15 protein-coding genes are annotated in these 19369 nt (G+C 69.0%); 8 read left to right on the top strand and 7 right to left on the bottom strand.

Features of this window, described 5'->3' with window-relative positions; genetic code table 11:
* Positions 1–47 precede the first annotated feature (47 nt).
* From miaB to mdoH, 6 genes are all read left to right on the top strand, one after another.
* Positions 48–1418 (top strand): tRNA (N6-isopentenyl adenosine(37)-C2)-methylthiotransferase MiaB, encoded by a 1371-nt coding sequence (miaB, locus tag GTO19_RS17865; protein WP_291020476.1) that lies wholly within the window; start codon positions 48–50, stop codon positions 1416–1418.
* A 13-nt stretch (positions 1419–1431) separates the two neighbouring features.
* A complete protein-coding gene (locus GTO19_RS17860) occupies positions 1432–2850 on the top strand; it encodes an ATP-binding protein (protein WP_291020474.1) in 1419 nt (472 codons plus the stop codon).
* Positions 2840–3547 carry a hypothetical protein gene (locus GTO19_RS17855; RefSeq protein WP_291020472.1) on the top strand — a complete coding sequence of 236 codons (708 nt, stop codon included), beginning with the start codon at positions 2840–2842 and terminating at the stop codon, positions 3545–3547. Before GTO19_RS17860 ends, GTO19_RS17855 begins: the two co-directional genes overlap by 11 nt.
* Before the next feature lie 13 nt (positions 3548–3560).
* Positions 3561–4970 (top strand): sigma 54-interacting transcriptional regulator, encoded by a 1410-nt coding sequence (locus tag GTO19_RS17850; RefSeq protein WP_291020470.1) that lies wholly within the window; start codon positions 3561–3563, stop codon positions 4968–4970.
* A 189-nt stretch (positions 4971–5159) separates the two neighbouring features.
* Positions 5160–6719, top strand: a complete 1560-nt coding sequence (locus tag GTO19_RS17845; RefSeq protein ID WP_291020468.1) for a glucan biosynthesis protein — start codon at positions 5160–5162, stop codon at positions 6717–6719.
* Positions 6716–8668, top strand: a complete 1953-nt coding sequence (gene mdoH / locus GTO19_RS17840; RefSeq protein ID WP_291020466.1) for a glucans biosynthesis glucosyltransferase MdoH — start codon at positions 6716–6718, stop codon at positions 8666–8668. The genes GTO19_RS17845 and mdoH overlap by 4 nt, the downstream gene beginning before the upstream one ends.
* A gap of 34 nt (positions 8669–8702) precedes the next feature.
* Here mdoH and GTO19_RS17835 read toward each other — a convergent pair whose 3' ends face one another.
* From GTO19_RS17835 to GTO19_RS17805, 7 genes are all read right to left on the bottom strand, one after another.
* Complete coding sequence (locus GTO19_RS17835; protein ID WP_291020464.1) at positions 8703–9551, bottom strand: formate dehydrogenase accessory sulfurtransferase FdhD; 849 nt, start codon at positions 9549–9551, stop codon at positions 8703–8705.
* A gap of 109 nt (positions 9552–9660) precedes the next feature.
* Complete coding sequence (locus GTO19_RS17830; protein WP_291020462.1) at positions 9661–10056, bottom strand: hypothetical protein; 396 nt, start codon at positions 10054–10056, stop codon at positions 9661–9663.
* A 22-nt stretch (positions 10057–10078) separates the two neighbouring features.
* Positions 10079–11284 (bottom strand): formate dehydrogenase subunit gamma, encoded by a 1206-nt coding sequence (locus GTO19_RS17825; protein ID WP_291020460.1) that lies wholly within the window; start codon positions 11282–11284, stop codon positions 10079–10081.
* Between the two features lie 11 nt (positions 11285–11295).
* Complete coding sequence (locus GTO19_RS17820; RefSeq protein WP_291020458.1) at positions 11296–11547, bottom strand: hypothetical protein; 252 nt, start codon at positions 11545–11547, stop codon at positions 11296–11298.
* Positions 11547–12149, bottom strand: coding sequence for a formate dehydrogenase FDH3 subunit beta (gene fdh3B, locus GTO19_RS17815; protein ID WP_291020456.1), 603 nt, complete (start codon positions 12147–12149; stop codon positions 11547–11549). Before fdh3B ends, GTO19_RS17820 begins: the two co-directional genes overlap by 1 nt.
* Positions 12150–12159: 10 nt before the next feature.
* Positions 12160–15120, bottom strand: coding sequence for a formate dehydrogenase subunit alpha (locus tag GTO19_RS17810; RefSeq protein ID WP_291020454.1), 2961 nt, complete (start codon positions 15118–15120; stop codon positions 12160–12162).
* 89 nt (positions 15121–15209) lie between these two features.
* A complete protein-coding gene (locus GTO19_RS17805) occupies positions 15210–15440 on the bottom strand; it encodes a formate dehydrogenase (RefSeq protein WP_291020452.1) in 231 nt (76 codons plus the stop codon).
* A 408-nt stretch (positions 15441–15848) separates the two neighbouring features.
* On the opposite strand from GTO19_RS17805, the gene GTO19_RS17800 reads away from it, so the two are divergent.
* Both GTO19_RS17800 and GTO19_RS17795 read left to right on the top strand, forming a co-directional pair.
* On the top strand, positions 15849–17225 hold the full coding sequence (locus GTO19_RS17800; RefSeq protein WP_291020450.1) for a sigma-54 dependent transcriptional regulator: 1377 nt from the start codon (positions 15849–15851) through the stop codon (positions 17223–17225).
* The gene (locus GTO19_RS17795; protein ID WP_291020448.1) at positions 17210–19324 is read left to right on the top strand and encodes a cache domain-containing protein; all 2115 of its coding nucleotides are present in this window, start codon (positions 17210–17212) and stop codon (positions 19322–19324) included. The genes GTO19_RS17800 and GTO19_RS17795 overlap by 16 nt, the downstream gene beginning before the upstream one ends.
* The last annotated feature ends 45 nt before the right edge of the window (positions 19325–19369 follow it).

Below are 19369 nucleotides of genomic sequence, written 5' to 3'. Positions count from 1 at the left end.
CCCGCCACGGGGTGCAAGGGGCGCGCCGCGCCCGCAGGAGCCATGCCATGAGCGAACAGAGTCCCCACAAAAAGGTGTTCATCAAGACCTTCGGTTGCCAGATGAACGAGTACGACTCGGACAAGATGGCCGACGTGCTGGGTGCCGCCCAGGGCTACGAACCCACCGACGATCCCGAGCAGGCCGACCTGATCCTCTTCAACACCTGCTCGGTGCGCGAAAAGGCGCAGGAGAAGGTGTTCTCCGACCTCGGCCGCGTGAAGCACCTCAAGCAAAAGGGCGTGCTCATCGGCGTGGGCGGCTGCGTGGCCAGCCAGGAGGGCGAGGCCATCATCCAGCGCGCGCCCTTCGTGGACGTGGTCTTCGGCCCGCAGACCCTGCACCGCCTGCCCGAGCTGCTCGCTCAGCGCGAGCGCCAGGCGAAGCCCCAGGTGGACATCAGCTTCCCCGAAATCGAGAAATTCGACCACCTGCCGCCGGCCAAGGTGGATGGTGCCTCGGCCTTCGTCTCCATCATGGAAGGCTGCTCCAAGTACTGCAGCTACTGCGTGGTGCCCTACACGCGTGGCGAGGAAGTGAGCCGCCCCTTCGACGACGTGCTGGTGGAGATCGCCGGCCTGGCCGACCAGGGCGTGAAGGAGGTGACGCTGCTGGGCCAGAACGTGAACGCCTACCGCGGTGCCATGGGCGGCACGGCCGAGATCGCCGACTTCGCCCTGCTCATCGACTATGTGGCCGAGATCCCGGGCATCGAGCGCATCCGCTACACCACCAGCCACCCCAATGAGTTCACGCCGCGCCTGATCGAGGCCTACGCGAACGTGCCCAAGCTCGTGAACCACCTGCACCTGCCCGTGCAGCACGGCAGCGACCGCATCCTCATGGCCATGAAGCGCGGCTACACCGCCATGGAATACAAGAGCACGATCCGCAAGCTGCGCGCCATCCGGCCCGACATCTCCATGAGCAGCGACTTCATCGTCGGCTTCCCCGGCGAGACCGAGGACGACTTCAACAAAATGATGAGGCTCATCGAGGACGTGGGCTTCGACAGCAGCTTTTCCTTCATCTTCAGCCCGCGCCCGGGCACGCCCGCGGCCAACCTGCCCGACGACACGCCGCACGAGGTCAAGCTCAAGCGCCTGCAGCACCTGCAGGCCACCATCGAGGCCAATGTGCGCCGCATCAGCGCCAGCCGAGAAGGCACGGTGCAGCGCATCCTGGTGGAAGGCGCCGCCCGCCGCCCGGGGCCGAGCGGCGCGGCCGAACTCATGGGCCGCACCGAGTGCAACCGCATCGTCAACTTCGACGGCGGCCCGCAGGGCGCGCGCCTGATCGGCCAGATGCTCGAGGTGCGCATCACGCACGCGCTGCCCCACTCGCTGCGCGGCGAGGTGCTGGTGCGCGAAACCGCCTGAGGCAAGGGAGCGCGTGCGACCCTCCTCGCTCTCGTTCCAGCAGCTGCTGCTGGTCGCCTTCCTGCTCATCGGGGCGCTGCTCGGTGGCGCCGCGGTGCGCTCCCTGCTGTCGCTGGAAACCCTGCTGCAGCAAAGCCGTGAGGGTGCGGAGCAGGCCATCGCCCTGTCCACCGCCGCGCAGTCGCTGTCCGAGCGCAGCCTCACCATGGAGCGCGCGGCGCGCCAGTCGCTGGTGTTGCGAGACAACCAGTTGCGCCAGCGCTTCACCGAAGCCGCGGGCCACGCGCGCGAGATCCTCCAGCGCCTGCAGGACAACGAACTGCCGCCCGAGTTCGCGCAGAACTGGCGCGAGCAGATGCAGGTGGTGGCCGACCTGCTCGACGGCCCGCCCGAGACCGCGCTGGACCGCGAGCGCGACGTGGCGCGCGCCTTTCGCGAACTCGACGGCCACAGCGCCTCCATCGCGCAGAAGGTGCAGTCCATCATCGCCGGGCGCAACGCCGCGTTGCAGGCGCGCTTCCAGCGCAACCAGGACCAGCTCACGCGCATCGTCACCGGCGCCATCCTGCTGGCTGCGGGCATGGCGCTGGGCTTCGGCATCTGGCTGGCCAAACCCTTCAAGCGGCTGGAGCGCGCCATCGTCTCGCTCGGCGAGAACCGGCTCGACCAGCCGATCGACATCGTGGGCCCGCGCGACGTGCGCCGCGTCGGACAGCAGCTCGACTGGCTGCGCCTGCGCCTGATGGAGCTCGACGCCGACAAGGCGCGCTTCCTGCGGCACATTTCGCACGAGCTCAAGACACCGCTGGCCTCCCTGCGCGAAGGCGTGTCGGTGCTGGGCGACGGCATCGCCGGCCCGCTCAACCCCGATCAGGCCGAGGTGGTGAACATCCTTCAGCACAACACCCAGGTGCTGCAGACGCAGATCGAGGCCTTGCTGCGCTTCAACGCCGTGGCCTTCGAGGCGCGCCAGCTCAAGCGCGAGCGCACCGACCTGCGCGGCCTGCTCGACGACCTGGTGGAAGCCCAGCGCCTGCACTGGCTGGCGCATGGCCTGGAGGTGCGCGTCGAAGGCGAGCCGGTCTGGCTGCAGGTCGATCGCGAAAAAATGGTCTCGGCGATCGGCAATCTCCTGCTCAACGCCATCCGTTTTTCACCGCATGGTGGCACCATCCGCCTGGTGTTGCTGAGCCTGCCCGGTCGCGTGAGCATCGACATCGTCGACCAGGGGCCCGGCGTGGCCCCGGCCGACCGCGACCGCATCTTCGAACCCTTTTACCGGGGCGAACGCCAGCCAGAGGGCGCGGTGCGCGGCACCGGCATCGGCCTGTCCATCGTCCATGAATACGTCGTCGCCCATGGCGGCCGCGTCGAGTTGCTCGCCGGCACCCCGGGTGCCCACTTTCGCATCGAGTTGCCCCATGCCACATGAATTCGCGCCCGCCCCGGCGCCCGTCCCCTTCGGCACCACCCGCGCACGGGTCGGGCTCTGGCTGGCCACCTGCGCCCTGAGCGCCTGCGCCACCACGCCCCTGCCGCCCGCCCCCGCCCCGGCGCCGACCGGGCCCGCCTTGTCCCCCGTGAGCGCGGCCAGCCCTCAGCCGGTCCAGGCGTCGACGCCCGCGGCCGTGGCCGCGGCGCCCGTCGCCCCGCCGATGCCTTCCCTCGTGCAACCCGCACAGGCCACGGCGCCCGAAGCCGAGGCCGCTGCGCAACTGCTGCGCTACGCCGACCGCGTGCGCGCCCTCACGCCCGCCGAGCTGAGCCTGGAGATCGCCGCCCTGGGCGATCCGGGTGGCGTGCCCGAGCGGCAGTTGCGCCTGTCCCTTGCCCTGATGCACCTGAACCAGCCCGTGGAGACGGCCCGCGCCCTCGGCCTCGCCCAGCGCGTGGCCAACAGCCCCACGCCCGAGGCCGCGCCGCTCAAGCCCCTGGCCCGGCTGCTTGTGCAGCGCTTCATGGAACAGCGCAAGCTGGAAGAGGCGATGGACAAACAGGCCGCGCAACTGCGCGACCACCAGCGCCGCATCGACCAGCTCAACGAGCGCCTGGAGGCCATGCGCGCCATCGAACGCAGCATCAACAACCGCGCGCCGGCGCCCGCTGCGCCCGCGCCGCGTGCACCCTGAGGCGGGACCCGGCATGAGCGAACACCCGCACCACCGCGCGCGCATCCTCGTCGTCGACGACGACCCGGACATGCTGCGCCTGCTGTCCATGCGCCTGGGATCCGCCGGCTACCAGGTCACGGCCGTGGGCTCGGCCGAGGCCGCACTGGCCCAGCTCGAGATCGAGCGCCCGCAGCTGGTGCTGTCGGACGTGCGCCTGCCCGGGCGCGACGGCCTGGCCCTGTTCGCCGACGTGCGCGCGCGCCACCCCTCGCTGCCGGTCATCCTGCTCACCGCGCACGGCACCATTCCCGACGCCGTCGACGCCACCGCGCGCGGCGTGTTCGGCTACCTCACCAAACCCTACGAAGCCAAGGAACTGCTCGACAAGATCGCCCAGGCCCTGGCGCTGAGCACGCCGGCCGGCCCCTCGCGGCGCTCGGACGAAGCCTGGCGCCGCGACATCGTGAGCCGCTCCAACCGCATGGACGACCTGCTGGCCGAGGCGCGCATGGTCGCGCAAAGCGATGCCAGCGTGCTGCTGCGGGGCGACTCGGGCACCGGCAAGGAGATGCTGGCGCACGCCATCCACAAGGCCAGCGCGCGCGCGGGCAAGCCCTTCGTGGCGGTCAACTGCGGCGCCATCCCCGAGGCCCTGCTCGAATCCGAGCTGTTCGGCCACATGAAGGGCGCCTTCACCGACGCCGTGAGCAACCACAAGGGCCTGTTCCAGGCCGCCGACGGCGGCACGCTGTTGCTCGACGAGATCGGCGACATGCCGCCGGCGCTGCAGGTCAAGCTGCTGCGCGTGCTGCAGGAGCGCGAGGTGCGCCCCCTGGGCTCCAGCCAGTCGGTGCCGGTGGACGTGCGCATCGTCTCCGCCACGCACCGCGACCTGGAGGCCGCCATGGCCGAGGGCCAGTTCCGCGAGGACCTGTACTACCGCCTCAACGTCGTCACGCTCACCCTGCCCACCCTGGCCGAGCGGCGCGAGGACATCCCCCTGCTGGCGAACCACTTCCTCGCCAAGCTGGCCGCCAAATACGGCAAGCGCAGCTCGGGCTTCGCGCCCGAGGCGCTCAAGGCGCTGACCATGGCCACCTGGCCCGGCAACGTGCGCCAGCTCTACAACGTGGTCGAGCAGGTCTGCGCCCTGTCCACCACGCCGCTGGTGCCGCTGGCCCTGGTGCAGCGCGCGCTGCGCACGCCTTCGGTGGAGGTGCTCAGCTTCACCGAGGCACGCCAGCGCTTCGAGCGCGACTACCTCGTCGATCTGCTCAAGATGACCGATGGCAACGTGGCCGACGCCGCCCGCCTGGCCCAGCGCAACCGCACGGAGTTCTATCGCCTGCTGCAGAAGCACGCGCTCACCCCGGGCCTGTTCAAGAGCGACGGGGCCAGCGCCCCCGACATCGGCGGAGACGAGGCTGTCGCCGATACCTGACAGCCGAAGATCGTTGATTTCATTGGGGATATTTCAGGCCACCCCACCATCCGTCGCCGATCGACGACAAATTCGAGGGTTTACCCGCATTTCGGAGGCCGAATCCGCCGAAATGCCGATCGCGGCGACGCCAAGCCCTTGATCTGAAAGCGCTTTTCGGTTTTGGCACAGGGCTTGCCCTATAGGGGCATGCCTTCGGTTTTTCCCTTCCCCCTGCGTGCCACGGCCTGGCGCCTGAGCGGCCTGCTGGCCGCGCTGGCGCTGGTGTCCTCCCCGGCCCGGGCCCTGAGCTGGGACCAGCTCGCCCACCTCGCCCAGACGCGCGCCGCCGAACCCTGGCGCGAAAGCGGCGACAAGCTGCCCCCGGCCCTGGCCAGCATCACCTACGACCAGCTGCGCGACATCCGCTTCCGCACCGAGCGCTCCACCTGGCGCGACCTGAACCTGCCGTTCGAGGCGCAGTACTTCCACCTCGGCCTGTACCAGACCCAGCCGGTGCGCATCCACGAGGTCGCGCCCGACGGCCAGGTGCGCACCCTGCCCTACCGCGCCGAGGACTTCCACTTCGGCAAGAACAGCTTCGACACCAGTGGCTGGGGTGATCTGGGCCACGCGGGCTTTCGTCTGCACTACCCGCTCAACAACATCGCCTACAAGGACGAGTTGGCCGTCTTCCTCGGCGCCAGCTACTTCCGTGCCCTCGGCGCGCAACAGGGCTACGGCCTGTCGGCGCGCGGCCTGGCCATCGACACCGTGGGCGGCAAGGGCGAGGAATTCCCGCGCTTCAGCGAGTTCTGGCTGCGCCGCCCCACCGCCGACGCGCGCGAGCTCACGGTCATGGCCCTGCTCGAATCGCAGCGCGTCACCGGCGCCTACGAATTCGTCATCCGTCCCGGCTTCACCACCACCATGAGCGTGCGCCTGCGCCTGTTCGCGCGTGAGGGCGCCGGGCCGGTGGCCACCCTGGGCATCGCGCCGCTCACCAGCATGTTCCTGTCGGGTGAGAACCAGCCCCTGCCCGGCGACTTCCGTCCCGAAGTGCACGACTCCGACGGCCTGATGCTGGTCACCGGCGAGGGCGAGTGGATGTGGCGCCCGCTGCAGCGGCCCAAGGCCATCGCCGTCAGCTCCTTCGGCACCACCAACCCGCGCGGCTTCGGCCTCATGCAGCGCGACCGGCGCTTCGTCAGCTACGAAGACGTGGAGGCCCGCTACGAGCGCCGCCCCAGCGCCTGGGTGCAACCGGTGGGCAACTGGGGCGCTGGTCGCGTGGAACTGGTGCAGTTGCCCACGCCCGACGAGACACACGACAACATCGTTGCCTACTGGGTGCCGGCGCAGCCGCTGGTGCCCGGCCAGCCGATGGAGCTGCGCTACGACCTGGCCTGGCAGGGCGACGAGCAGCAGCGTCCGCCCTCGAGCTGGGTGACGCAGAGCCGCCGCGGCTACGGCTACACCAAGCTCAACGCCGCCGAACAGGCCGCCCAGCCCAAGTTCGTGCTCGACTTCGCCGGCCCCGCGCTGGACGCCCTGCCCGCCGGCGCCACCGTCGAGCCCAAGGTCAGCACCAACGCCAACGGCCGCGTGCTCGAAGCCGTGGCCTACCCCAACCCGGCCACGCGCACCTGGCGCCTGAGCCTGCGCGTGGAGCGCATCGACCCCACCCAACCGGTCGAACTGCGCGCCTTCCTTCAACACCAGCAACACACCGTGAGCGAAACATGGACGCAACTTCTGCTGCCCGAATGAAGCCCCGCAGCCTGCTGCGGGAAGAGCGTCACCCGAACGCGGTGACCGCCCCCCCCATCAACCGGGGCTCCATGACGCCGCGCCCCTGGCGTGGCTTCTGGAACAGCATCGGCACCGCCCTGCTCAGCACGGCCAGCGGCCTGCTGCCCCCGTATGGCCCCCGCCCCACGCAGGCCGGCGAACCGCTGGAGCCCTGGCAGAACGCCGCCAACTGGCGCCGCGCGATCTTCGTTGCGCTCACCCTGGCCTGGACGCTGATGGCCGGGCTGATGTTCTGGGAGTTGCAGCCCGAGGGCGGCAACGGCGTGCTTCGCGTGGCGCAGCTCACGCTGTTCGTGGTGCTCTCGGCCTGGGTGCTGACCGGCTTCGTCACCGCACTCATGGGCTTCTGGGTCTCGCTCTTCGGTGACCGGCACACACTGCGCGCCGCCGAGGTTCGCGACCACGTGATGAACCCCGAGGCGCGCACCGCCATCATCATGCCGATCTGCAACGAGGACGTGGCCACCGTCTTCGCCGGCCTGCGCGCCACCTGCGAGTCGCTCGCCGCCACCGGCGAATCCAAGGTCTTCGACGTCTTCGTGCTGTCCGACAGCTACGACCCCGCGATCCAGCGCGCCGAACGCGCCGCCTGGGAAAACCTGCGCAGCGAACTCGCCACCAGCGGCCTGCCCGCCATCGAGGTGTACTACCGCCTGCGCACGCGCCGCACCCACCGCAAGGCCGGCAACGTGGCCGACTTCTGCCGCCGCTGGGGCAAGGACTACCGCTACATGGTCGTGCTCGACGCCGACAGCGTCATGAGCGGCCGCTGCCTGGCCGACATGGTCAAGCTGATGGAGGCGCACCCGCGCGCCGGCATCATCCAGACCGCCACCCAGGCCGTGGGCCACGCCACGCTGCATGCGCGCTCGCAGCAGTTCGCCTCGCGCGTGACCGGCCGCCTGTTCACGCTGGGCATGCAGTTCTGGCAGCTCGGTGAATCGCACTACTGGGGCCACAACGCCATCATCCGGCTCGAGCCTTTCATGAAGCACTGCGCGCTCGCACCCATCGCGGGCACGGGCGGCATGTCCGGCGGCATCATGTCGCACGACTTCGTCGAGGCCGCGCTGATGCGCCGCGCCGGCTACCACGTGTGGCTGGTCTCCGACCTGCAGGGCAGCTACGAGCAGCAACCGCCCGACCTGCTGAGCGAGCTGCAGCGCGACCGCCGCTGGTGCCAGGGCAACCTGCAGAACGCGCGCCTGATGGCCGAGCCCGGCATCCACCGCGTGCACCGCAGCATGTTCGCCATCGGCGCCATGTCCTACCTGTCGGCACCGCTGTGGCTGGGCTTCCTCACCATCGGCACTGCCCTGTGGGTGGCCGACAGCACCCTGCTGCCGAGCTGGCACGCCCTGCCGGCCGAGCTGCGCGGCCTGTGGGTCTGGACGCTGTGCCTGCTGTTCATGCCGCGCATCCTGGGCCTGATCGCCGTCTTCCTCAAGCGCGAGCAGCGCCAGTTCGGCGGCACCGGCACGCTGATGCTCAGCGCCGTGGCCGAGACCCTGCTGGCCGTGCTGCAGGCGCCCATCCGCATGCTGGCGCACTCGCTGTTCGTGCTGGTCGCGCTCACTGGCTTGAAACTGGAATGGAAGTCGCCCCCGCGGGAAGCCAATGGCGTGAGTTGGCGCGACGCCGCCCAGCGCCTGGCGCCCATGACCACCGTCATCGCCCTCATGGGCCTGGGCGTGGCCCTGCTCAACGCCGCCGCCCTGCTGTGGCTGGCGCCCGTGGCCCTGCCCCTGCTGCTGGCCATCCCGCTCACCGTGGCCACCAGCCACGTGGACCTGGGCCAGTGGATGCGCGCACGCGGCGTGCTGCTGATTCCGGAAGAGTCGTGGTCGCCGGCCGTGCTGCGGCGGGCATGGAAACACGCGAGCCGGCTCGCCTTGAAGGCGGCCTGAGCGCTCGCCTGATCCGACCGGGTCCGCCGACCGATCAGGCCCGCGCCGCCTGGGGCACCGCGTCGTACACCAGCCGCTCGGGGTTGGCGTAGCAAAGAAAGTGCTTGTTGGTGGCGCGACCCACCGCGCACAGGCCCACGCGCCGCGCCACCTGCAGGCCCATCTGCGTGATGCCGCTGCGCGAGATCACCGCCGCCACACCCATCTGCGCGCTCTTGATGACCATCTCGCTGGTCAGGCGGCCGGTGGTGTAGAAGACCTTGTCCAGCATGCCTTCCGCCCTGTCGCGAGGCGCATCGTCCTGCAGCGCCAGCCAGCCCGCGATCGTGTCCACCGCGTTGTGGCGCCCCACGTCTTCCACGAACAGGGCGAGTTCGGTGCCGCGGAACAGCGCGCAGGCGTGCACCGAGCCGGCGGACTTGTAGGTGCTCTCCTTCACCCGGATCGCGTCCACGATGGCGTAGACCTGTGACTGGCGCAGCACACCCGGGGGCAGCGCGATGCGGTCGAGGTCGTCCATGAGGCCGCCGAACACGCTGCCCTGCCCGCAGCCGGTGGTGACCACGCGCCTGGCCGTGCGCTCCTCGATGCGCTCGATGCCGTGGCGCGTCTTCACGCTCGCGGCGTTCACATCCCAGTCGACCGTGATGGACTCGATGTCCTCCACCGACGCAATGAGCCGCTGGTTGAGCAGGTAGCCCAGGGTGAGCCACTCGGGCTGAGCGCCCAGCGTCATCAGCGTCACCAGCTCGCGCTTGTCCACGTAAACGGTGAGGTCCCGCTCGGCGGGGATGTGGATGGCCCGGCGCTGGCCGAACTCGTCGACAGCGTCGACCGCCTCGGTCAGCGGGGCTCGGGCCTCGGTCAGTTGGGGCAGGCGCATGGGGGCAAGACTACTAAAGAAAAAGGCCGGCACCGGAGGGTGCGGCCTTTGCTGTTGCCCCACGCAGGGGCATCGGACGGCTGCCGCCGGAGGCAGTCCAAGCCGAGGCTCAGGGCTTCTTGGGCGTCGGCGCTGCCGCCGGGGTCTGGCTGCTCGGTGGCTTGGTGGCCGTCTCGGGCGGCGAATGCGCGCCCGCCGCTTCCAGGGGCTTGGGCGGCGTGTAGGCGAACGCCCCCGGGTCGGTGCAGGCCGGCGCCCCCGGCGAGGGCTGTTTGCCCGCGCCGGTGGTCTTGAAGTAGCTGGCCGCAGCTTTGTCCATCGCCTTGCAGAGCTTGTAGGCCTCGACCTTGGCGTTGTAGGCGGTGCGGGCCTTGGCCTCGTCGGCCTTGGCGGCGGCTTCGGGCGTGGGCGGCGGCGGCGCGGGCAGCTTGGCCTGCACCAGCGCGCTGGTGGCCAGCAGGGCCAGGGCGATGGCGGGAGTGGCGGCGATCGTGCGGATGCTCATGCGGTCTGTCTCCAGGAATCGGTCAGGCCTTCGCCGGCTGGCCGGCCGCGCCTTCGGGCTTGTTCGCCGAGCGCTGCGCGGGGATCTTGCCGGCCTTGATGTCGTCGTACCAGAGCTCGTGGTGCTCCTTGGCCCAGGTCTCGTCCACGTAGCCGGTCTTCATGGCCTTGTAGGCGCCCTTCATGCCGATGGTGCCCAGGTAGATGTGGCCGAGGAACAGCGCCATCATCAGCGCCGCGGCCGTGGCGTGGATCATGTGCGCCACCTGCATGTTGGCGCGGGTGAACTCCAGCACGGGCAGCAGCTTGTCCAGGAACAGGCCGGAGCCCACCACGATCAGGCCGAAGAAGAAGACGCCGGCCCAGAACACCACCTTCTCGCCCGCATTGAAACGGTGCGAGGGCACTTCCTTGCCGCTGAACAGGCCGCCGCCCTTGAGCAGCCAGTTGATGTCTTCCTTGGCCGGCAGGTTGTCCTTGATGAAGGTGAAGATCACCACCACCAGCGACACCGCGAACAGCGGGCCGACGAAGTTGTGCACGTTCTTCAGCGCGTAGGTGAGCCAGCCGAACAGCGTGGCGCCGATGATGGGCAGCAGGAAGAACTTGCCGAAGGCCATGACGATGCCGGAGACCGCCAGCGCCACGAAGGCGATCGCGTTCATCCAGTGCGCCGCGCGCTCGAAGTAGGTGAAGCGCTCGATCTTGCGGCCGGTCTCGGCGCCGTGCAGCTTGATGGAGCCCTTGGCGAAGTAGAACAGCGCGATCGCCACCAGCACGATCAGCAGCAGCGAGCCACCGTAGGGAATGATCCAGTTGTTGCGCACCTGGCGCCAGGCTTCGCCGGCGGTGGTGAGCCGCGAACCGGGGTACTGCACGAAGCCCTGGATCAGGTTGCCGTACTCGGGGTAGGGCAACATGGTGGAGCCGGTCACGCCCTTGCTCACGTCGCGCCACATGGGCGCGTTGTTGCCGGGCTGCACCTGGCGGCGCTCGGCGTTGGTCTGGTCGCGGTAGCCGGGCGCGGTGTCGGCGTCGGGGCGAATGTCGAAGATGTTCTGGCTCTTGATGCCGCCCTGTCCGGCCGGCGCCGGCGTCGCCTGCTGGGGCGCCGGCGCGGGGTCGTCAGGGACCGGCTTGGGCGCCTGGGCCGATGCCGTGGCAAGGCCCGTGCCCAGCAGCAGCGCCGCGAGCCAGGCACGCCAGCGCGGGTTGATTGGCTTGTGCATGGCCATCGCCCTCACTTCGGCTGCGCACCGATGCGCGTGTAGTCGTTCTGGCCGTACTGCGCACGCGTCTTGAGCTGCTTCTCCCAGCTGCCCTTGTCGCCGGCACTCCAGCCGGATTGCACGTACTGGCTCTGGCCGACACCGCTGTAGGCGGCGTTGTCCTGCTTCACGCCATTGGCGTTCATTTCCTGCGGCTTCTCGCCACAGGCCACCAGGCCCAGCAGGGCCGCCATCGCAAGGGAGGTGAGGCTCAGGCGTTTCATCACGACTTCTTCCCTTCGGCGGTGCCATACGCGGTGCCCCAGCCCCAGACTTCCGCGCCCTTGCCGCGCGTGATCACGCGGGTGCGGAAGATGTCGGCCACGGTGTCGCCGTCGCCGGCCAGCAGGGCCTTGGTGGAGCACATCTCGGCGCAGGCCGGCAGCTTGCCTTCGGCCAGGCGGTTGCGGCCGTACTTCTCGAACTCGCTCTGGCTGCCGTGGGCTTCGGGGCCGCCGGCGCAGAAGGTGCACTTGTCCATCTTGCCGCGCACGCCGAAGGTGCCCTGCGAGGGGAACTGCGGCGCGCCGAAGGGGCAGGCGTAGAAGCAGTAGCCGCAGCCGATGCAGACGTCCTTGTCGTGCAGCACCACGCCTTCGTCGGTGCGGTAGAAGCAGTTCACCGGGCAGACCGCCATGCAGGGCGCGTCGGTGCAGTGCATGCAGGCCACCGAGATCGACTTCTCGCCCGGCACGCCGTCGTTGAGCGTGACGACGCGGCGGCGGTTGACGCCCCAGGGCACCTCGTGCTCGTTCTTGCAGGCGGTGACGCAGGCGTTGCACTCGATGCAGCGCTCGGCGTCACAGAGGAATTTCATTCGTGCCATGTTGTGCTCCTCACGCCTTCTCGACGTTGCAGATCGTGGTCTTGGTCTCTTGCATCATCGTCACGATGTCGTAGCCGTAGGTGGTGGCCGTGTTGACCGCCTCGCCACGCACCACCGGGTACGCGCCGTCCGGGTAGTAGGGCTTCATGTCGGTGCCCTGCCAGTGGCCCGAGAAGTGGAACGGCAGGAACACCGTGTCGGGGCCCACACGCTCGGTCACCAGGGCCATCACCTTCAGGCGTGCACCGGTGGGCGAACTCACCCACACCTGCTCGCCCTGGCGAATGCCGCGCGCGTTCGCCGCCTGCGGGTTGATCTCCACGAACATGTTCTGCTGCAGCTCGGCCAGCCAGGGGTTGGAGCGCGTTTCCTCGCCGCCACCCTCGTACTCGACCAGACGGCCCGAGGTCATGATCAGCGGGAATTTCTCGTGCAGCTTGTCCTCGACGTTTTTCGCCTGCAGCGACTTGTAGAGGATGGGCAGGCGCCAGCGGTTCTTCTGGTCGTCGTGGCTGGGGTACTTGGCGATGAGGTCCGGGCGCGTGCCATACACCGGTTCGCGGTGCTGCGGGATCGCGTCGGGGAAGTTCCACACCACCGCGCGCGCCTTGGCGTTGCCGAACGGGTGGCAGCCGTGCTTCATGGTCACGCGCTGGATGCCGCCGGACAGGTCGGTCTTCCAGTTCTTGCCTTCGGCGGCCTTCTTCTCGGCCTCGGTGAGCTCGTCCCACCAGCCCAGCTTCTTGAGCAGCACGTGGTCGAACTCGGGGTAGCCGGTGGTGATCTCCGCGCCCTTGGAATGCGAGCCGTCTTCGGCCAGCAGGTTCACGCCGTCCCGCTCCACGCCGAAATTGGCGCGGAAGTTGCCGCCGCCGTCCATCACGTGCCGCTCGGTGCTGTACAGGTTGGGCGAGCCGGGGTGCTTGATTTCCGCGGTGCCGTAGCAAGGCCAGGGCAGACCGAAGTAGTCGCCCGACATGTCGTAGCCGGTTTCCTTGTCGACCACCTTGCCCTTGCAGCGCAGGGTCTTGATGTCGAAGGCGCCCATGTTGCGCATGTGGGCCTTCAGGCGCTCCGGGCTCTGGCCGGTGTAGCCGATGGTCCACATGCCGCGGTTGATCTCGCGCAGGATGTCCTCGGGCACGGGCTCGTCGCGGCCCTTGACCTTCTGCATCTTGTAGTTCTTGCTGAGCTGCTCGGCAAAGCCGAGCTTCTGCGCGAACTCATGCATGATCATGTGGTCGCTGCGGCTTTCCCACAGCGGGTCGATCACCTTCTCGCGCCACTGGATGGAGCGGTTGGACGCCGTCACCGAGCCGCTGGTTTCGAACTGCGTGGCCGCCGGCAGCAGGTAGACCTCGCGCTCGGGATTGATCTTGTCGCTCGGCATGGCCGCCATCGACGCCGTGGCCGATGGATAGGGGTCGATCACCACCAGCAGGTCCAGCGCGTCCATGGCCTTCTTCATCTCCAGGCCGCGCGTCTGCGAGTTCGGCGCGTGGCCCCAGAAGAACATGCCGCGGATGTTCGGGCCCTGGTCGATGAGCTCGTTCTTCTCCAGCACACCGTCGATCCAGCGCGACACCGTGATGCCGGACTTTTCCATCATGCCCTCGGCGTACTGCGACTTGATCCAGTCGTAGTCCACACCCCAGACGGCGGCGTAGTGTTTCCACGAGCCGGCCGCGATGCCGTAGTAGCCGGGCAGCGAGTCGGGGTTCGGTCCCACATCGGTGGCGCCCTGCACGTTGTCGTGGCCGCGGAAGATGTTGGCGCCGCCACCGCTGACACCGATGTTGCCCAGCGCCAGTTGCACGATGCACGAGGCGCGCACCATGGCGTTGCCGATGGTGTGTTGCGTCTGACCCATGCACCACACCAGCGTGGACGGGCGGTTCTTGGCCATCATCTCGGCCACGCGGAACATCTGCTCTTCCTTGACGCCGCAGGCCTCCTCCACCTTGTCGGGCGTCCACTTGGCCATCACGTCGGCCTTCACCGCCTCCATGCCGTAGACGCGGTCGTTGATGTACTTCTTGTCTTCCCAGCCGTTCTTGAAGATGTGGTACAGCAGGCCGAAGAGGAAGGGGATGTCGGTGCCCGAGCGGATGCGCACGTACTCGTCGGCCTTGGCCGCCGTGCGGGTGAAGCGCGGGTCCACCACGATCATCTTGCAGCCGTTCTCCTTGGAGTGCAGCATGTGCAGCAGCGAGACCGGGTGCGCTTCGGCGGCGTTGGAGCCGATGTACAACGCGCACTTGCTGTTCTGCATGTCGTTGTACGAGTTGGTCATCGCCCCGTAACCCCAGGTATTCGCGACGCCGGCCACCGTGGTGGAGTGACAGATGCGGGCCTGGTGATCGCAGTTGTTCGTGCCCCAGAAGCTCACGAACTTGCGCAGCAGATAGGACTGCTCGTTGTTGTGCTTGGACGAGCCAACGAAATACACCGAATCGGGGCCGCTGGCCTCGCGCAGCGCCTTCATCTTCTTCACGATGCCGTCGTAGGCCTCGTCCCAGCTGATGCGCTGGTACTTGCCGTTGACCAGCTTCATCGGGTAGCGCAGGCGGTACTCGCCGTGGCCGTGCTCGCGCACCGAAGCGCCCTTGGCGCAGTGCGCGCCCAGGTTGATGGGCGAGTCGAACACCGGCTCCTGGCGCACCCACACGCCGTTCTCGACGATGGCGTCGGTGGCGCAGCCCACCGAACAGTGCGTGCACACGGTGCGGCGCACCTCGATCTTGCCGGTGCCGTCGATGGAGCCGCCCGACGCGGCCTTGGCCTTCTTCACCAGCGCGAGCTGGCCCGCCGCCAGGCCGACGCCCACGCCCAGGCCCGATCGGCGCAGGAAGGAACGTCGGTCCATGGTGGGCAGCGCGGACGACAGGCCCCGCTGCAGCGCATTCACGAAGGTGGCGTGCGCCGGCGCGCCGCGGCCACCGGTGGAAGAGGATTTCTTGGTCAGCAACATGGTGTGTCTCCTGGGGCGCTGATGACTGCCGTGGGGCGGGCTGTCAGCGGACGGGACCGTTCGTGGGTTGTTCGTTCTCGCGGCGACGCTCAGATGCGCGTCGTGCGGTAGTAGTGCTTGACGTGTTCGCTCAGCGTGTAGCCGCCGCCACGTTCGGGCGCCGGCTTCGGCTCGGCGGCGGCGGTCTCGGGGGCTTGGACGCCGGGCATCACGGTGGCCACCGCGGCCACGGCGCCGACGGTGCCCGCACCCGCGAACAGCGTGCGGCGGCTCAGGCGCGAACGGCCCTCGGCCGGGCCGGAGCGGGAGGACTCTTTCATGCGTGTCTCCAGGTACGCAGGGCCCGCACACACCACGTGTGGGCTCCTTGCATATGGGCGAATCTACTTCCACCCCCAGGGGTATGCAAGCGAGTGCATGTGAATGTTGACAGGGGTGTCCTCGCGTGACGAGCGCACCGACCGGCGCGGCGAAGCATGCGAGGACCGAAAAGCCAGAAGCATGCCAATCGATGGCAATGAGAACCCCTCTCAACGCGATTCGAAAGTGAGCACGCTGGCGGTACGAAGCAAGGGCAAACCCGCAAAACTTTGGACCGCGTCGACGATGCGGCGCGTCATCCTGTCAAGTGGATCGCGACAACTTGTCGCTCTTGCAGGCCGTGGCGAAACGACGCGCCAAGGCCAATGCCCGAGTGAATCCATCGGGCTCCTCCATAGAATCCGATGGTGGAGACCATCAACACCCCGACGAGCCCCGATCGCAGCCTGGACGGCTGGCCCCACTGGTCCATCCTGGTGGTGGACGACGAACAGGGCATGCTCAACTTCCTCGTCAAGACGCTGGCGCCGCGCTGCCACTTCGTGATGAGCGCGACCAGCGCCGAGGAAGGCGCCGAATGGCTGCGCGGCCACCATGTGGACCTCGTGGTGCTCGACATCTCGCTGCCCGGCAAGAGCGGCGTCGAGTGGCTCAAGGAACTGCGCGAGCAGGGATACACCGGCGAGGTGATCCTCATCACCGCCTTCGCCGACCTGGACACCGCCATCGAGGCCCTGCGCGCGGGCGCGTCCGATTTCATCCTCAAGCCGTTTCGCGTGCCGCAGATCCTCAACGCCATCAAACAGTGCCATGAGCGATCACGGCTTCGGCGCGAGAACTTCGTGCTGCGCCGCGCCATGGGGCCCGCCGCCGCGCAACGCGGCACGCTGGTGGGTGCCTCGCCGTCCATGGCCACGCTGCGCGGCTCGCTCGAGCGCGTGGCCAGTGTGGACAGCACCGTGCTGCTTCAGGGCGAGTCCGGCACCGGCAAGGAACTCGTCGCGCGCGAACTGCACGCGATGGGCGCGCGCGCGGGCGGCCCCTTCGTGCCGGTCAACTGCGCGGCCGTCTCGCCCGATCTCATCGCCAGCGAACTCTTCGGCCACGCCAAGGGCGCCTTCCCCGGCGCCACGCGCACGCGCGACGGCCTGTTCCACTATGCGCAGGGCGGAACGCTGTTCCTGGACGAGATCGCCGAGCTGCCGCTGCCCATCCAGGCCACGCTGCTGCGCGCCATCGAGGACCTGCGCATCCGTCCCGTGGGCAGCGAACAGCTCGTGCCGGTCAACCTGCGCATCGTGGCCGCCACCAACCGCCAACTCAGCGCCGAGGTCGACGCCGGCCGCTTCCGCAAGGACCTCTACTTCCGCCTGCAAGTGGTCGAGCTCGCGCTGCCGCCGCTGCGCGAGCACAAGGCCGACATCCCCGCCCTGGTGGCGCACTTCATGGCGCAGCTCTCGCCCGCGCTTGGCGTCGCGCCACTGCGCATCAGCGAACAGGAGATGGATTTCCTTCAGCAGTACGACTGGCCGGGCAACGTGCGTGAGCTGCGCAACCTCATCGAGCGCTCGCTCATCCTGGGCAGCCTCAACGTGTCGGCGCTCTACCCGGGCACGCCGAAGGCACCAACGACCGAGAAGCCCACCGACCTGCACACGCTGGAGAAGATGCACATCCTCTCCGTGCTCGACTCGGTGCAGGGCGACAAGACGCGCGCCGCGCAGTTGCTCGGCGTATCGCGCCGCACACTCGAAAGGCGCGTGGCCGAATGGGGCGTGGCCTGAACGGCGGCTCACCCTGGCGCACACCGCGGTGGCTGGCCACCTCGGTGCGCAACAAGCTGCTGGCCATGGCGCTGCTGCCGCTGCTGGTGGCGTTCCCGCTGCTGGTGCTGGCGCTGGCGGTGTGGAGCAACCAGGCCTATGACCGCCTGCTGATCACCAAGGTGCAGAGCGACCTGGCCGTGGCGCAAGGCTACTTCGACCAGGTGCTCACCGAGATCGGCTCGGGAACGCAAGGCGTGGCCGATTCGCGCGCGCTGGCCGACGGCTTGCGCCCCGGCACGCCCGATGCGCGGGAGCGGCTCTCGGCCCATCTGGCCACCGAACGCGAGCGCCTGGGCCTCGACTTCCTCGTGCTCTACGACCCGGGCGGCCAGCCGCTCGCGCGCGGTGCGCCGCCCGGGCTCAGCCTGGAGGACCGGCGCGCCGGCATGCAGGCGCAGCCGCGCGCGCTGACCGAGTCCACACAAACCCGGCGCGACCGCGCCAAGGCCAGCCTGCTGGTGCTCGAACGCCCCGCACTGCAGGCGCTGGCGCCGCACCTGGTGTCGCGACTCGGCATCGCGCTGGTGCCCACGCGCAACGCCACGCCCACGCAGCGCAGCGCCGAAGAGCGCGCCATGGTGGCCCAGGCCACCCTGCCCGTGACCGACGCGCACGGCCGCGTCCTCGGCCTGCTCAGCGGCGGCGTGCTGCTGAACCAGAACCTCGATTTCATCGACCACATCAACCGCATCGTCTACCCGGACGGCTCGCTGCCCTTCAGCAGCCAGGGCACGGCCACGCTGTTCCTGGACGACGTGCGCATCACCACCAACGTGCGCCTATTCCAGGACCGCCGCGCCATCGGCACACGCGTATCGCAGGCGGTGCGCGACACCGTGCTCCGCGAGGGCCGCACCTGGCTGGACCTGGCCTTCGTGGTGAACGACTGGTACGTCTCGGCCTACCAACCGGTCGCCGACGCGCACGGCACGCGCATCGGCATGCTCTACGTGGGCTTCACTGAAGCGCCGTTTCGCCTGGTGCGCTACGCCATGCTGGCGCTCATCGGCCTCATCTTCGGGGGCGTGATGGCGGCCTCGGCCTGGTTCTCGCTGCGCTGGGCGCGCAGCATCTTCCAGCCGGTGCAGCAGATGAACCTGACCATGCAGCGCGTGGAACAGGGCCAGGACGGCGCGCGCGTGGGGCCGCTGCCCGCGCGCGACGAACTCGGCGAACTCGCCGGCCACCTCGACCACCTGCTCGACACCATCGACGAAAAGACGCGCGCGCTGCAGCGCTGGGCCGACGAACTCGACCGCAAGGTGGCCGAGCGCACACGCGAATTGCAGGCCAGCAACGAATCTCTGCAGCTCGCGCAGGCGCAGCTCGTCAAGAGCGAGAAGCTGGCCGCCATCGGCCAGCTCACGGCCAGCATCGCGCACGAGATCAACAACCCCATCGCGGTGATGCAGGGCAACCTGGACCTCATCCGCGACACGCTGGGCGCGGCCACCGCCCCTGTGACGGGCGAGCTGCGCCTGCTCGACCAGCAGGTCGAGCGCATGCGCATCATCGTCACGCAACTGCTGCAGTACGCGCGGCCCACCGAGTACGCGGGCTACGTCGAGGCGCTGTCGCTGGAGCGCACCCTGGACGACTGCCTGGTGCTGGTGGGCCACCTGCTGTCGCAGACCGCCATCGCCGTGGTGCGCGAGCGCGGCGCCACGCACCCGGTGGGCATCAACCGGCAGGAACTGCAGCAGGTCATCATCAACCTGCTCATCAACGCCATCCAGGCCATGCCCGAGGGCGGCAGCCTGCACCTGGTCACGCGCGATGTGGACGGCGGTGCCGAGCTGCAGGTGATCGACAGCGGCTGCGGCCTGGGCGAGGCCGCATTCGAGCGCCTGTTCCGCCCGTTCTTCACCACGAAGAACGACGGCAACGGCCTGGGCCTGTGGATCAGCCAGGGACTGGTGGAGCGATACGGCGGACGCATCGACGCGGCCAACCGCGGCGATGGCAAGCGCGGTGCGGTGTTCACCGTGCGCCTGTTCACCGAGCCGCGCGCACCCGAGGCGACGCCCACGAACGACGGCCGGCCCGGCCCGCGCTGACACCCGCGAACGCTGCGCCGCGCGGCGCGGCACAGGACACAGACG

Source organism: Hydrogenophaga sp. (assembly GCF_011772445.1).
Lineage (GTDB): Bacteria > Pseudomonadota > Gammaproteobacteria > Burkholderiales > Burkholderiaceae_C > Hydrogenophaga.
Note: the sequence above shows the minus strand (reverse complement) of the source record. Positions and strands in the feature narration are given on the sequence as shown.

Coding starts and splice junctions, on each gene's coding strand:
- GTO19_RS17795 (WP_291020448.1), top strand. CDS start 17,210: ATGGGGCGTGGCCTGAACGGCGGCTCACCCTGGCGCACACCGCGGTGG.
- GTO19_RS17850 (WP_291020470.1), top strand. CDS start 3,561: ATGAGCGAACACCCGCACCACCGCGCGCGCATCCTCGTCGTCGACGAC.
- GTO19_RS17835 (WP_291020464.1), bottom strand. CDS start 9,551: ATGCGCCTGCCCCAACTGACCGAGGCCCGAGCCCCGCTGACCGAGGCG.
- GTO19_RS17830 (WP_291020462.1), bottom strand. CDS start 10,056: ATGAGCATCCGCACGATCGCCGCCACTCCCGCCATCGCCCTGGCCCTG.
- GTO19_RS17825 (WP_291020460.1), bottom strand. CDS start 11,284: ATGCACAAGCCAATCAACCCGCGCTGGCGTGCCTGGCTCGCGGCGCTG.
- GTO19_RS17805 (WP_291020452.1), bottom strand. CDS start 15,440: ATGAAAGAGTCCTCCCGCTCCGGCCCGGCCGAGGGCCGTTCGCGCCTG.
- GTO19_RS17845 (WP_291020468.1), top strand. CDS start 5,160: ATGCCTTCGGTTTTTCCCTTCCCCCTGCGTGCCACGGCCTGGCGCCTG.
- GTO19_RS17810 (WP_291020454.1), bottom strand. CDS start 15,120: ATGTTGCTGACCAAGAAATCCTCTTCCACCGGTGGCCGCGGCGCGCCG.
- miaB (WP_291020476.1), top strand. CDS start 48: ATGAGCGAACAGAGTCCCCACAAAAAGGTGTTCATCAAGACCTTCGGT.
- fdh3B (WP_291020456.1), bottom strand. CDS start 12,149: ATGGCACGAATGAAATTCCTCTGTGACGCCGAGCGCTGCATCGAGTGC.
- mdoH (WP_291020466.1), top strand. CDS start 6,716: ATGAAGCCCCGCAGCCTGCTGCGGGAAGAGCGTCACCCGAACGCGGTG.
- GTO19_RS17855 (WP_291020472.1), top strand. CDS start 2,840: ATGCCACATGAATTCGCGCCCGCCCCGGCGCCCGTCCCCTTCGGCACC.
- GTO19_RS17820 (WP_291020458.1), bottom strand. CDS start 11,547: ATGAAACGCCTGAGCCTCACCTCCCTTGCGATGGCGGCCCTGCTGGGC.